Consider the following 13,941-nt stretch of genomic DNA (forward strand, 5'->3'; position numbering starts at 1 on the left):
CATTTTAGGGTGTTTAAACTACTCCTCCTGTTCTTCCATAAACGCTTTCGCTTCCGCAATTACCTCATCGGCAACCTTGCCGGAAATAGGGTCGTAGTGATCGAATGACATTTCAAACGAACCCGTACCGCTTGTCATTGAACGTAAATCTATTGCATAACGTAAAAGCTCTTTATGGGGAACTTGCGCTCTGATTTCTTCAATTCCGCTTGCAGGAGAAGATTGCCCTAAAATTCTTCCGCGCCTTGAAGATAAATCGCTCATTATATCCCCGAGGTAATTGTTTTCTACAAATACCGTTAAATTCATAATGGGCTCAAGAAGAATGGGGCCTGCATTGCGCATAGCATCTTTAAAGGCATTGCGGGCGGCTATTTTAAATGCCAATTCCGAAGAATCGACGGGGTGTTCTTTTCCGTCAAGAACCGTTACCGCAACATCAACAACAGGATAACCGGCCGAAACTCCGTTTTGCATAGCTTCCAAAATACCTTTTTCCACGCCCGGGATATAGCCTTTAGAAATAGCTCCGCCGTAAATCGCATTTGTAAATTTATAATGTTCACCGCGCGGAAGAGGCTCTATAGACAAAACTACCCGCCCGAACTGTCCGTGTCCGCCAGATTGCTTTTTATGCGTATACTCCGCTTGGGATTTTCTATTAACTGTTTCACGGTAAGCAATACGCGGAATTGAAGTTTGTAACTCAATTTTAGACTGCTTTTGAATTTTATCCAAAACAATACTTGTATGTAAATCTCCCATTCCCGAAAGTACGTTTTGCCTTGTTTCGGAGTTAAAGGCAAATGAAAGAGTCATATCTTCTTCGCAGGCTTTAAAAAGCTGTTCGCTTACCTTATCATCGTTTTTCTTATCGGTTGCGGAAACCGCAAGCGAATAAATCGGCTCGGGAGTTCTAAGGCGTACAAACGGAACGGCATCGGCGGAATATGCAAGCGTATCATTGGTTTTTGTATTTGCAAGTTTTACCAAAACGCCTATATCCCCTGCAAAAAGCTCTTTTATTTCATTAAGTTTTTTTCCGCAAGGCTTATAAATTTTACCGATACGTTCCTTTTTCTGCTCGCGTAAATTATACACTTCGGTGTCCGCCGAAAGTTTTCCCGTAATTACCTTTATATATGAAAGCCTTCCCGAAAATTGGTCGTTGGAGGTTTTTATGACAATTGCGGAAAGAGGCGAATTTTCTTCAAGTTTAACGGAAGTTTCGTTTCCTTCTTTATCTATACTGCGCTCAAGGCTGCCTTCAGGAGACGGCATTATTTCCGTAATAAAGCGCAAAAGGGAGGTAAGCCCCGAATTTTTTAATGCGGAACCTGCAAAAAGAGGTACAATTCTGTTATCTTTCATAGCAAGCGTTAATCCGCGGGATATTTCTTCCGGGGAAAGCTCCCCTTCATCTATAAATTTTACCAAAAGCTCTTCATCGCCTTCTGCCGCGGCTCCTCCCAAAACTTCAAGAGCTTCCTTATATTTATCTTTATACTCTTCAGGTATGGGAATTTCAACTTCTTTTCCGTTTTCAAATTTATAAGCAATACCGTGAAGTACATCTACAACGCCTGTAAACTCCGCCCCCTTCCCCATCGGAATTGTTACGGGGAAAACGTCCACCGAAAACTGTTTTTTTACATCGGTAATGCAGTTATCGAAATCGGCTCTGTCTTCGTCCATTTTATTTGCAAAAACAAGGCGGGGTTTATTGCGGCGGTCCAAGTCTCGCCAATACTTTATTGTTTCAATTTGAACGCCCGAACGTCCGTCCAAAACAATTATTGCGGCTTCCGATGAGCGGAAAGCGGCTATTACTTCTCCGATAAAATCCGAAGCGCCGGGCGTATCCCAAAGATTTACCAGTTTATCGTCTTTTTCCAAATTAACCAATGAAGAATAAATGGAAATTTTGCGCTCTATTTCTTCTTGAGTATAATCGGTAACGGTTTTTCCCGAATCCGTCGTTTCGGGTTTACTTATTACTCCTGCCGAAAAAAGCAAATGCTCTATAAGACTTGTTTTACCGGATTGACCGTGTCCGGCAACGGCTAACGTTCTGATTTTATCGGTTGAAAATGCCATAATAACTCCTTTAAATAGCTTATTTTACTATAAAATGATACATCATACTTAAAATGATACATCATATTTATAAAATTTGCAAGAGTTTTTTTAAGTATTTTTTAATCCGTAAAAGAGCTGTCCAATTGAAAGAAAATCTTTAAAGGTTTAGCCTCTTCCGCTTTGCCGGGACTTTAAAAAAATTCGCTTTTTATAAGCCTTGTAATCTTATACGGTTTATTCAAAACCGTCTTTGGAAGCGGCTTTACTTACATCAAGAGGGTATTTTCCGTCAAAGCAGGCACAGCAAAAAGCCGTTTCCGCTCCGGAATTTTTCATTGCGATAAGCATTTTTTCCTGACTTAAAAATGCAAGAGAATCAGCTCCTATGTGAACCCTTATTTCTTCCGCAGATTTATTGTGTGCAATCAAATTTTCGGGAGCTCCCATATCAACACCCATAAAACACGAATAGCGTACCGGAGGAGCGGAAATTCTGATATGTACTTCCTTTGCACCCGCCTTTCTAAGCATTTTTATAAGAGGCCCTATGGTACTTCCCCTTACAATGCTGTCGTCTACTACAACTATCTTTTTTCCGTTTACAGCCTGCTCCAAAATATTAAACTTCATTGCAACGCCCTGATTGCGCAATTTTTGCGTAGGTTGAATAAAGGTGCGTCCTATATAGCGGTTTTTGGAAAAGCCCTCATCATAAGGAATACCCGATTCTTGAGAATAACCTATTGCGGCGGAGCGCGAAGAATCCGGAATTGCAATTACAATATCCGCCACGACGGGGGCGGTTTTTGCAAGCTCCTTGCCGAAATTTACGCGTGCAGTGTGAACGGAGGCATTATTCCAAATGGAATCGGGGCGTGCAAAATAAACATATTCAAAAATACAGGGTGAAATATTTTTTTCGGGGATTTTACCGCAAAGGTCGGCTCCCGTATCGGTTAATTTTAAAATTTCTCCCGCTTTTACTTCAAAAACATTATCACAGCCCAAGGTAAGCATTGCACAGCTTTCGCTTGCGGCAGCCGAAATTCCGTTTTGGATACAGCCTACACAAAGCGGACGGAAGCCCCAAGGGTCGCGGGCGATATAAATTCCTTCGGTTGTAAGAACCGCAATCGAAAAGGCTCCCTCCCATTCTTTCATACAGGAAGCAATACGCTCCGCCCAAGAATTTCCGGAAGCGGCGGCAAGCATCATAATCATAACTTCGGTATCGGAAGTGGAAGAAAGCCCCACTCCCCTTTCCAAAAGTTTTCTGCGTAATAAGGGAGCGTTCACTAGGTTTCCGTTATGAGATAAGGCTATCGGACCGTGCATGGTTTCAATATAAAACGGTTGAATATTTCCGGCGGAAGAAGAGCCCGTTGTGGAATAGCGGGTATGTCCTATGGCTGCATAACCTTGTAAATTCGCTATATCGTTTTCGGTAAAAATATTGGAAACAAGACCGGGCTTTTTAAAGATTCTTATATGCTTTCCGTTGGATACGGCTATACCGGCAGCCTCTTGACCTCTATGTTGAAGAGAAAAAAGCGCATAAAATACGGAACGGGCGGCATCATCAAGCCGTTCAGGTGTTTTTGTTCCGCAAGACTTTGAATCCCAGACAGCGGCAATACCGCATTCTTCGTTTAGACTTGATTTAAAAAAATTACCTTCACGGTTCATTTTAATCCTTAAGAAAAAATCTTATCAGTTTAAAGAAAAACTGCAAGAAAAAGAAAAAGGAGAGATACTGCGGTACAAGAGCAGACCTCTCCCTTTTAAACTTGAACGCCGTTTAGCGGAAGTCTTTCGGGCGCCTTTCAACGCGCTTACACTTCGCACATTCGGCAATATTTTTAATTTTACCGTTTTCTACCATTGTTTTTAAAACGATATCGCCGCCGCACGGACATGTAAATTTCTGTGTAGCTACGGCAGTTCGTGAGTTTTTACTTGCACCAGCCATTTTATGCCTCCTAGCACCAATGTTTATCTAAATCGGATTTGAGAAATAAGTATAGAAAAAAAAACGGTTTATGTCAAGCGGTAAAAAATTACAATGTTTAAACACGAGGTAAAAAGTACAAGAGCCTTACCTGCCGCATTACAAAAAGCGCATAAGCGATATTGCATACGGCAAGAAAAGCTAATTTTTAAAATAAGCGCAACACCCGTCGGTATGCACGGCACCCGAAAGGTATTGCATATAAAGAAAACAGTTCCAATTTTAAAGCAGCATTGCCGCAATTGTTCCGAAAATTATAAGAGGAATATTATAATGTAAAAAGGTCGGTATACAAGTGTCCCAAATATGGTCATGCTGACCGTCGGCATTTAAGCCCGCAGTAGGCCCCAAAGTGGAATCCGAAGCCGGAGAACCGGCATCGCCTAAGGCTCCCGCCGTTCCCAAAAGACAGGCAATTGCCGCAGGACTGAAACCCAAAGCCATTCCCAAGGGGACGTAAATAGTTGCAATTACAGGAATTGTTCCGAACGAAGTTCCTATACCCATAGTAATACCCAGTCCGATTAAAAGCATAATAACGGCACCTATCAACTTATTGCCGCCTATAATATTTGCACTGGAAATTACAAGAGAATCTACGGCCTTGGTAGCCTTAATTACTTCCGCAAAACCGGCTGCAACAAGCATAACAAAAGCGATAAAACCCATAAGTTTAATTCCCTGGGCCATGGTTTCATCGGCATCTTTTACTTTTATAACGCGGGTAACAAGCAATATTAAAATTCCCATAAGACCTCCAAGCGGCATTGAACCGGAAAGTATTTGCACTACAAAGGCCGTAACTATAGCTAAAAGAGTAAACCATTCCCTCGAAGTAAATTTTATATCTTTATTTACCTCCGAAACGTTTTCAACCTGTTTATATTCGCGCGGTTTTTTATACGAAAAAAATACGGCTATAAACAATCCCAAAATCATTCCCGCACTCGGAATAATCATAGCCTTCCAAACATCGGTTTTTTCAAAACTGAGTCCGTTTTGGCTCATAGAATTTGCAATAATTCCATGAAAAATAAGACCGAATCCCGCAGGAAAGGCAACATATGGCCATTTTACCGAAAAAGTTAAACCGCAAGCCATTGCCCTTCTGTCAAGTTTCATTTTATTCATTACTACCAAAAGCGGAGGTATTAAGATAGGAATGTATGCAATGTGAATGGGTATTGCATTTTGCGAAAAACAGCCCAAAAATGCAATAATTAAAACAAAAACGGCTCTTTTATTGTTTAAATGTTTTGATAATTTTACCGCCAATAACTCTACAATTGAAGTTTGAGTTATAGCCGCCGCCAAGGTCCCCAAAAGAATATAGGATAACGCCGTTTCCGCATTATTCCCCATTCCGGAAATAAGGGTTTTAAGGGTAGTACTAAGCCCCAAACCGCCTACCAAGCCTCCTATTATGCCTGAAATCATAATAGCGATTAAGATATTGATTTTTAAAAGACATAACACCGTCATTATAATAACGGCTACAATAACAGGATTGAACATAAAATACCTCCTAAGGGTTTAATGTTAATATAATGCTAGCACAGGAATTTATACCTGTCAAGATTTTATTTTTAAATTTCATAAAAAAATATAGAATTTTCCCTTAACTCAAGTGAAACTGAATTTTGCCGAAATAAAATAAAGGAGAAAAAAAATGCTTCATAAGATTATTTTTCAAGATAATTTATTCCAGATAACAAGAATGCTGGATACCGTAAGAGACGGAATGCGTCTCGATTTGGCTCAAGACATTTTCAGTAAAAAATTCATACACGATATTTTATTTTTTGATTCGGCTTTACAAAAACTTTTTAATCAAATTGAGCCTCAATCGCATCTTCCTGACTATATGGATTCTATGCACTGTCTATATTTTTGTATGGCAAAATATATAAACTTGCTTCAAGTTATTTTAACCGAAAAAAAAGCGGCCGAGTTTTTAAACGGCTGCGATATCGAAAATTTGGAAAATATTTGGAAAACTCATAAAGACTTAATCGATAAAATAAATATAGACGTAGACGATACGGAAGTACACAGCGAATCTTATAATATGGTTTCGCAAAACGAGCTTTCCGAATTATTTAATTTTAATTAATTTTTTTTTTACCTTATGCGTATTACAGGCGGAATATTAAAAAAATAGAGTTGTAGTTTGTCCAAAGGGGATAATACGTCCTGCAATGGATAGAATGAGAGAATCTCTTTTTTCTATTTTGGGTGATTTAACGGGATTCTCATTTTTAGACCTTTTTACAGGCTCCGGGATTTGCGGGCTGGAAGCCTATTCCAGAGGGGCGTATCCCGTTTATTTGGTAGAAAAAGACGGCGGAAAATTTCCCGTGCTTCTTAAAAACGCTTCAATGGCCGACAAAAAGCTGGAATGTAAAAAAATGCCTGTAGAGCTTTTTATAAAGCGCTCAAAAATTTCTTTCGACATAATTTATATTGACCCCCCTTTTCCGTATAAATTTCACTTGGAATTATTGGAACAAATTGCGGAATCGGAGGTACTTAAAAAAGGCGGCTCGGTTTTAATTCACCGTCCTGCGGAAAAGGAATTACCCGAAATAATTACAGCCTTTAAGGACAAAAAAGAAGCGGACGGAATAAGCCCGGAGGAAAAAACGGAAAACTGTCAATACCGTTTAGTTAAAAAGGATAAGCGTATTTACGGCCGCTCTATTGTAGACTTTTATATTAAAGAATAATTTTTTTAATCCTACCCTTACAAGTCGCTTACACTCTGTCGTTTACCGAGGCAAGAACCGAATCGGCTAAGGTTAAATAAACCATAGCTTCAACTACCGGCACAATTCTCGGGAAAAGACAAACATCGTGCTCTCCTGTAACGGATAATTTTATTTTTTCTCCTTCGGAATTAAAAGCCGTTTGCTCTTTACGTATTGAAGGCGGAGCTTTTACCGAAAGCCTAAAAAAAATATTATCCTCCGAAATACCGCCCGATATTCCGCCTGAGTAATTTTTTCCGATTTTGTTGTTTTCGCTTGCGGTAAGAGATGCCGAAGCGAAACCGCCTCCTATTTCTACCCCCTTTACGGCACCTATAGACATAAGGGCTTGTGAAAGAACGGCATCAAGTTTATAAAAAACCGGTGAGCCCAAACCCTTGGGGACATTTAAAACCTCTGCCGATAAAACACAACCTGCGGAATCTCCTTCACGGGATAATTGTAAAAGTTTTTCCGAAATATTTTCAGGTAAGGCGGAATTTTCAAAGACAGGAGAGGTTTTTATCCCCGCAATTTCCTCCGCCCAGATTTTTATTTCAGTCTTTTTTTGTCCCGTTTTTTCAAAATAAGAATTTAAAAAAGCCCGCGCACAAGCTCCTCCTATAACCCGCCCGACAGTTTCTCTGCCTGAAGCTCTCCCTCCTCCGCGGTAATCTCTAAAACCGTATTTTATTTCATAAGCATAATCGGCATGTCCCGGACGGTAAATATCTTTTAAGTTTTCATAATTTTTAAAAGAGGTTTCCTTATTTTTGACCAGCACCGCTATAGGAGAGCCGAGAGTTTTTTCCAGATAAACACCCGAAAGAATTTCGCAAAGGTCTTCTTCCGCACGGGTTGTAGAAAAAATATGAGCCGTTTTCACTTCTTTACCGCCGCGGAGTAAAGGAGAAGGCTTTCTTCTATTCAGTGCGCTTTGAATATCTTCATTCTTAAGAGGAACTCCGGCAGGGCAACCGTCAATTACCGCCCCTACTCCCAAGCTCCTGCTTTCACCGAAAGTCGTAACCGTAAAAAAACGGCCGAATGAATTCGCTCCCATAAAAAAATCTCCCGTATTAAAAAACTTACAGTAAACCTTTATATCATATTTTTAAATTATATGGAAGGTTTTAAATTATTCCGACTGAAAAAGCTTTATCTTGACAAAAAATAAATATAATTTTACTATACATAAAACATATAATTTTAACCTCATGAGTTTGCTTCGCAAACTCCTTATTGTATGCCGTTTCTCATTGTATTACGAAACGGCGGAAATTCATCAATGCTCGATTTTTAAAAATGTCTTGCGCTTGATGAATTTAAACGGAGGCTTATTTTAGACAATGCAGATAGCATTGTCTAAAAACGCTGTCGAGTTTGCTTCGCAAACTCCTTATTGTATGCCGTTTCTCATTGCATTGCGAAACGGCCGAAATTCATCAATGCTCGATTTTTGATAAAATCTGCGCTTGATGAATTTATTTGGAGGTTATGATGTCTATTTCGGGAGAGATTTGTGCAGGTACTAAAAGAAAAAGTAAAGAATAAAATATTTTCAGCAGCGGAAGAAATCTTTTATGAAAAAGATTACCGCAGTGCAAAACTTACGGATATTGCCGAAAGAGCCGAAGTACCGGTAGCTTTAATTTATACTTATTTTAAAAATAAAGAAGTTCTTTTTGATTCCGTAGTTAATTCCGTATACATATCTTTTTCGGAAGCAATCAATGCGGAAGAAGCCGAAACGGCAGGTACGGCTTTAAAACGCTTTGAAGATGCCGGTGAAAAATATTTACATGAGCTTTTAAAGAATCACAAACGGCTTGTTATTCTTATGGATAAAAGTGCAGGCACAAAACACGAAAAGGCCAAAGAAAAGCTGGTAAAACAATTGGAACGTCATATAAAAAAAATGGGCATAAAAAGATTGTCCGAAAAAAAATACGACCCCATATTGATACATATACTCGCAAACAATTATACCGAAGGCTTATTGGAAATCGCCCGTCATTACGAAGGTGAAAAACGGGCAAAAGAAATCTTAACTCTTATGAATCAATGTTATTATAAGGGTGTGGAATCATTATAATTATAAAAAATATTTAAAACCGCCCGTAAAACCCGGTAAATTTTTAAGTGTGGTTTAAATATTTCAATTTATATTTGTATCCGATACTTGACAAAAACGTCGTATTCATTTAATATTGAATATATATTCAATTAAGAGGAAGACTATGCAAAAAATTTCCAATGAAGAAAGGCTTTTTCGGAAAAGCGTTATCGGAAAAAACGGAGCGGTAAATACATTATTGGTATTTAAAATTATCTTCGATTTAATTCCGCAAGTGTTGCTTGTATATATGATAAGGGGTTTAGCGGAAAAAAACTTTTCACAAAAACCGCTTATCGGTACGGGAGTTATAATGACGGCCTGTTTCGCATTAAAAGAAATATGTAATTATCTTTCCGTACGGTTTGCCCATGATAAAGCATACGGGTCTCTTACAGAACTGAGACTGCGCATTATAGAACATTTAAAAAAATTACCGCTAGGTTTTTTTAAAGAACACAGTGCCGGAGAACTTACCAATATCATACAGCATGATGTGGATCAGGCGGAAATCTATCTTGCACACGGATTACCTGAAATTATGTCGGCAATTCTAATGCCTCTACTTATCTTTTGTGCAATGTTTTTTGTGCATTGGAAACTGGCACTTGTAATGATAACAGGAGTACCGCTGATGTTTTTAGTTAAAACGCTTTCGGCCAAAGCAATGACGGAAGGATTTCGAAAATATTTTACACACGAAAGCAAGATGCGGGAAGAGCTTATGGAATATGTAAAGAATATTTCCGTTATCAAGGCCTTTGCAAAAGAAGAAACCGTGAGCGGAAAAACTCTGAAAACCGCACGTGAATATGTGCACTACGTAAAAAAAAGTATGGGAACGGTTACAGTTCCGATGGGTTTAATCGATATTTTTATGGAATCGGGTGTAGTTATGGTAATGATTACAGGTTCGCTTCTCCTTATAAAGGGAATGATTGATATGTCTAATTTTATTCTTGCCGTTATTTTATCGGCAGCCTTTACCGCCGCAATCGGTAAAACCGCAACATTGCAGCACTTTTCCGTCGTATTCGATGAAACCGTAAAAAGTATCGGAAAAATCCTTTTTACTCCGCTTCCTAAAAATAAAAAATACGATTCTTTAAAAACGGGAGATATTGTATTTGAAAACGTATCATTTGAATATAAAAAAGACGGCTTTAAATTGGACGGAATAAACTTGACGATAAAAGAAAATTCTCTTACCGCTTTTGCAGGAGCTTCCGGCTGCGGGAAAAGTACTGCAGCCAATCTTTTAATGGGATTTTGGCAGCCGGATTCAGGTTCCGTCACCATAGGCGGAAATGATATTTCTCAATACAGTCAGGAAAGCATATCGGAATTGATAGGAAGTGTCCAGCAAGATATTATTCTTTTTAATGCAAGCATTTTCGATAATATCGCTATCGGCAAAACAGGTGCCACAGAAAAAGAAATTATAGACGCCGCAAAAAAAGCCCGTATACATGATTTTATCCGTACGCTGCCGCAAGGTTATGATACGGTATGCGGCGAAATGGGCGTTAAACTTTCAGGAGGAGAAAAACAGCGTATTTCCATTGCGCGTATGATTTTAAAAAATGCACCGATTTTGATTTTAGATGAAGCTATGGCGGCCGTTGACAGTGAAAATGAACGGCTCATAAGTGAAGCGGTTGAAGAATTACGCAAAAATAAAACCGTCATAACTATTGCTCATCATTTAAACACAATTATAAACGCAGACCAAATTGTTGTAATGGATAATGGAAAAAATTATTGATATGGGAAAACATAATGAATTGCTTGACCGATGTGTCTTTTACAAAAATATGACGGAAGCCCAAAATAAAGTTGATAAATGGAATATCAATCAGTATATATGCTAACGGCTTCTTCATAATATAACGGATAAGGACTTCGACAAAAATGAGGTTTCTTTGCAATACTTGTAGGTACTTTCTAAAATTTATTTAATCAACGGTATGCAGTCATTACGGATTAAAACATTTTTGTATGCCCCGCTTGACAAAAATTGAATAAATATTTAATATTGAATTATAATTTAGTTTTATTGAGGCCGGTATGATTTCACTTAAAAATGTTTTTTATAAAACGGGGTCAGGGATTCCTATTTTACAAAATATAAATCTCGGAATAAAACAGGGAGAATTTGTGTTAATTACAGGCAAAAGCGGCTCCGGAAAGAGTACGCTCGGCTCCGTTATTAACGGCTTGATTCCTCATTATTACGGCGGCGTTTTTTCGGGAAACGCAATACTTGACGGCAAAGACACACGGGAAATGAGCCTTTTTGACATCGGAAAAACGGCAGGTACGGTATTTCAAGAGCCGAGAAGCCGCTTTTTTATGACCGATACGTTTAATGAAGTTGCCCTGGCCTGTACTGCAATGCAATTACCGCGGGAAGAAATTATTAAAAGAATTGAAAAAACTTTTATAAAATTCAATATTGAAAACTTAAAGCATAAAAGTATTTTTAACCTTTCAAGCGGAGAAAAACAAAAAATTGCAATAGCCTCCTGCTGCGCAACGGCTCCCAAAATACTTATCTTTGATGAACCGTCCGCCAACCTCGATATAAAATCTATTTTTGAACTGAAAGAAATAATAAAGGAATTAAAACGGGAAGGAAAAACGCTTATCGTTTTGGAACACCGTCTGTTTTACTTGGCTGATTTATTTGACCGAATGATTTATTTAAACAACGGAAGCATTGTAAAAACGTTTAATAATGAGCAAGCGAAAAAATTAACCGATACCGATTACCTTAAAATGCGGCTAAGAAGTTTTTCACTTAACACACTTTTAACGCGGAGTAAAGAAAAAGAAGAGCGAGAAATATTTCAAAAAAATATTACAAATCTTCCGGACTTACCTTATTTTGAAATACAAAAGATTTCATTTTCCCGCGGTAAGAGGAATCGTAAAATCGAAATACTGTCAGGTATATCGTTAAAAGCTCAAAGCGGAGAAATTATCGGCATCGTCGGAGAAAACGGAGCGGGCAAAACAACTTTGGCAAAACTTTGTGCGGGGTTATTAAAAGAAGAATCCGGAAGCGTTTTACTCCGCGGTAAAACACTTCCTGCAAAAAAACGTTTGGGAAAAATATATTTTGTTATGCAGGATTCCGATTATCAACTTTTTGCCTGTAGTGTATATGAAGAACTTTGTATCGGAAAATCGAATAAGGAAATAACCTCTGCGGAAAAAGAGCGCATTTTATCTTATCTTGAATTAACCGAATACAAAGAAAAACATCCTGCAAGTTTATCACGCGGACAAAAACAGCGGCTCACCGTTGCGGGAGCATTACTGAGCAATTGCCCCGTACTTTTTTTTGACGAACCTACCAGCGGCTTGGATATGGGTTGTATGGAACTTATTTCAAACAGTATGATAAAACTTGCCGATGAGAATAAAATTATTTTTGTTATTTCGCACGATTATGAATTTTTATTGTCGGTATGTAAAAGAGTTATTCATATTTCAAACGGAACCGTTAAACAAGATTTTCAATTAACGGAGAATTCAAAATTACAATTATGGAATATTTTAAGCGGAGGACAATTTGAGTAATAAGCTAACGAATACGCTGCAAATAGACCCGCGTGCCGGTCTTCTCATTGTATTTTTATTTGCTTTTACGGGACTTACGGTAAATAAACCGCTAAGCTCTCATGTACTTGTTTTTTTCTGTGCATTGTATGTAATAAGTGTAAGGGCGTACAAGGCCTGTATCATATATACGCTTATATACGTAATCATTTCATCGGCCATGTACTTTATTGCAATGATTCAAAATACGGCTGTTATACTGATGATTGTTTCTTTAAGTTATATTACTCAAAAGTTTATCATTATGCTTATGGCGCTGGCCTTTTTAAAAAAGGCAACATCTATGCCGTATCTCATATCGGCAATGCAGGTTTTAAAGTTTCCTAATGTATTTTCAATTCCGTTTATCGTTTCTTTAAGATACTTACCTACAATAAAAGAAGATTATCGGTGTTTAAAAGACAGTTTAAAAATACGCGGGATTTCAACTTCAGGTATACAATTTTTTATTCACCCCATAAGAACCTTGGAACTTTTAATTGTTCCGATTTTGTTTAGAAGCGTACGTGCAGCGGAAGAATTGTCGGCTTCGGCATTATTAAGAGGAATAGAAGAATTCAAACAAAGGACAAATCTCTATCCTTTAAAATTTAAAAGGACGGATTATGTATATACGGCTTCAGCAATAATTGTTGCAGTTGCAGTCTATTTTTTACAGTTTTGGAGGTTTTAATATGAAAGACAAAACGGAAAAATTAAATGCCCGCGATTTTATCGGTATAGGTATTTTCGGAGCAATAGCCTTATTGCTTTTTTTCGTTACGGGAGCTTTAGCGGCGCTTACACTTGCAGGTACTATAGCGAATATTCCCATCGTAATGTTTTTTGAGTCAATAGCGTTTATGCTCGCAGCTCTTAAAATACGTAAACGCGGAATTTTTTTAATTATGGGAATAATAACGGTTTTACCCGGTTTTATGGCGGCAAACGTGTACGGAGTTTTATTATCCGTTATCGGGTGGTTTATTGCAGATTCCGTTGCCGCATACAAAAAATATGAAAATAAAAAAATACTCATCGTAAGCTATGTTATCGGAGCATCTCTTCAATCGGCGCTTTTTTCTTTACCGATGTATATTTCACACGGACAATATTTTATTGAACGCCGGGAAATATTACATTTAACAAACGAAACCTTACAGCAATACCTTAATCTTATTTCATGGTATATGTACGGCTCGATGATAATCCTTACCGTCTTTACATCTTTTGCAGGAGCGGTTATTTCGATAAAGATTTTAAAAAAGCATTTTGAAAAAGCGGATATGATTTAATTAAGGGAGCCTTTAAAAACTTAAGTTTTTTAGAGGTTTTTCTTAGATTTAATTTGCGAAGTTTTTAAAGATGCCCTTAAGCCTTTAAAGAAA

General features: G+C 38.0%; 10 protein-coding genes and 2 pseudogenes. 7 read left to right on the forward strand and 5 right to left on the reverse strand.

The annotated features are described in order from the left end of the window. Nucleotides 1-18: 18 nt before the first annotated feature. The 4 genes from fusA to DYQ05_RS09400 all read right to left on the reverse strand — a co-directional run bounded on the left by fusA (nucleotide 19) and on the right by DYQ05_RS09400 (nucleotide 5,602). Nucleotides 19-2,097 carry an elongation factor G gene (gene fusA / locus DYQ05_RS09385; protein WP_024467679.1) on the reverse strand — a complete coding sequence of 693 codons (2,079 nt, stop codon included), beginning with the start codon at nucleotides 2,095-2,097 and terminating at the stop codon, nucleotides 19-21. A gap of 216 nt (nucleotides 2,098-2,313) precedes the next feature. Continuing rightward, nucleotides 2,314-3,765 carry an amidophosphoribosyltransferase gene (purF, locus tag DYQ05_RS09390; RefSeq protein WP_020965757.1) on the reverse strand — a complete coding sequence of 484 codons (1,452 nt, stop codon included), beginning with the start codon at nucleotides 3,763-3,765 and terminating at the stop codon, nucleotides 2,314-2,316. A gap of 112 nt (nucleotides 3,766-3,877) precedes the next feature. Further along, the gene (locus DYQ05_RS09395) at nucleotides 3,878-4,048 is read right to left on the reverse strand and encodes a hypothetical protein (protein WP_020965758.1); all 171 of its coding nucleotides are present in this window, start codon (nucleotides 4,046-4,048) and stop codon (nucleotides 3,878-3,880) included. A 261-nt stretch (nucleotides 4,049-4,309) separates the two neighbouring features. Next, nucleotides 4,310-5,602 (reverse strand): Na+/H+ antiporter family protein, encoded by a 1,293-nt coding sequence (locus tag DYQ05_RS09400; protein WP_024465507.1) that lies wholly within the window; start codon nucleotides 5,600-5,602, stop codon nucleotides 4,310-4,312. A 154-nt stretch (nucleotides 5,603-5,756) separates the two neighbouring features. Here DYQ05_RS09400 and DYQ05_RS09405 point away from each other — a divergent pair, with 154 nt between their 5' ends. Together DYQ05_RS09405 and DYQ05_RS09410 are read left to right on the forward strand one after the other, a co-directional pair. Continuing rightward, nucleotides 5,757-6,200, forward strand: a complete 444-nt coding sequence (locus tag DYQ05_RS09405; protein WP_020965761.1) for a hypothetical protein — start codon at nucleotides 5,757-5,759, stop codon at nucleotides 6,198-6,200. A gap of 15 nt (nucleotides 6,201-6,215) precedes the next feature. Next, a pseudogene (locus tag DYQ05_RS09410) lies at nucleotides 6,216-6,813 on the forward strand (RsmD family RNA methyltransferase). A 28-nt stretch (nucleotides 6,814-6,841) separates the two neighbouring features. Here DYQ05_RS09410 and aroC read toward each other — a convergent pair. Continuing rightward, the gene (gene aroC / locus DYQ05_RS09415) at nucleotides 6,842-7,897 is read right to left on the reverse strand and encodes a chorismate synthase (RefSeq protein ID WP_206183318.1); all 1,056 of its coding nucleotides are present in this window, start codon (nucleotides 7,895-7,897) and stop codon (nucleotides 6,842-6,844) included. 459 nt (nucleotides 7,898-8,356) lie between these two features. Here aroC and DYQ05_RS09420 point away from each other — a divergent pair, with 459 nt between their 5' ends. The 5 genes and pseudogenes from DYQ05_RS09420 to DYQ05_RS09440 all read left to right on the forward strand — a co-directional run bounded on the left by DYQ05_RS09420 (nucleotide 8,357) and on the right by DYQ05_RS09440 (nucleotide 13,848). Beyond that, entirely contained in the window at nucleotides 8,357-8,929 is a 573-nt protein-coding gene (locus DYQ05_RS09420; RefSeq protein WP_029409910.1) for a TetR/AcrR family transcriptional regulator, read from the forward strand. A gap of 145 nt (nucleotides 8,930-9,074) precedes the next feature. Further along, a pseudogene (locus tag DYQ05_RS09425) lies at nucleotides 9,075-10,821 on the forward strand (ABC transporter ATP-binding protein). A 196-nt stretch (nucleotides 10,822-11,017) separates the two neighbouring features. After that, on the forward strand, nucleotides 11,018-12,535 hold the full coding sequence (locus tag DYQ05_RS09430) for an ABC transporter ATP-binding protein (protein ID WP_206183319.1): 1,518 nt from the start codon (nucleotides 11,018-11,020) through the stop codon (nucleotides 12,533-12,535). Next, nucleotides 12,528-13,247 carry an energy-coupling factor transporter transmembrane component T family protein gene (locus tag DYQ05_RS09435; protein WP_252723333.1) on the forward strand — a complete coding sequence of 240 codons (720 nt, stop codon included), beginning with the start codon at nucleotides 12,528-12,530 and terminating at the stop codon, nucleotides 13,245-13,247. The genes DYQ05_RS09430 and DYQ05_RS09435 overlap by 8 nt, the downstream gene beginning before the upstream one ends. Before the next feature lies 1 nt (nucleotide 13,248). Further along, complete coding sequence (locus DYQ05_RS09440; RefSeq protein WP_029409908.1) at nucleotides 13,249-13,848, forward strand: MptD family putative ECF transporter S component; 600 nt, start codon at nucleotides 13,249-13,251, stop codon at nucleotides 13,846-13,848. Nucleotides 13,849-13,941: the final 93 nt, after the last annotated feature.

Source organism: Treponema pedis (genome assembly GCF_017161325.1).
GTDB lineage: Bacteria > Spirochaetota > Spirochaetia > Treponematales > Treponemataceae > Treponema_B > Treponema_B pedis.

Excerpts from the sequence above, each read along its gene's own strand:
- fusA (WP_024467679.1), bottom strand. The coding sequence starts at position 2,097 with ATGGCATTTTCAACCGATAAAATCAGAACGTTAGCCGTTGCCGGACAC.
- purF (WP_020965757.1), bottom strand. The coding sequence starts at position 3,765 with ATGAACCGTGAAGGTAATTTTTTTAAATCAAGTCTAAACGAAGAATGC.
- DYQ05_RS09395 (WP_020965758.1), bottom strand. The coding sequence starts at position 4,048 with ATGGCTGGTGCAAGTAAAAACTCACGAACTGCCGTAGCTACACAGAAA.
- DYQ05_RS09400 (WP_024465507.1), bottom strand. The coding sequence starts at position 5,602 with ATGTTCAATCCTGTTATTGTAGCCGTTATTATAATGACGGTGTTATGT.
- DYQ05_RS09405 (WP_020965761.1), top strand. The coding sequence starts at position 5,757 with ATGCTTCATAAGATTATTTTTCAAGATAATTTATTCCAGATAACAAGA.
- aroC (WP_206183318.1), bottom strand. The coding sequence starts at position 7,897 with ATGGGAGCGAATTCATTCGGCCGTTTTTTTACGGTTACGACTTTCGGT.
- DYQ05_RS09430 (WP_206183319.1), top strand. The coding sequence starts at position 11,018 with ATGATTTCACTTAAAAATGTTTTTTATAAAACGGGGTCAGGGATTCCT.
- DYQ05_RS09440 (WP_029409908.1), top strand. The coding sequence starts at position 13,249 with ATGAAAGACAAAACGGAAAAATTAAATGCCCGCGATTTTATCGGTATA.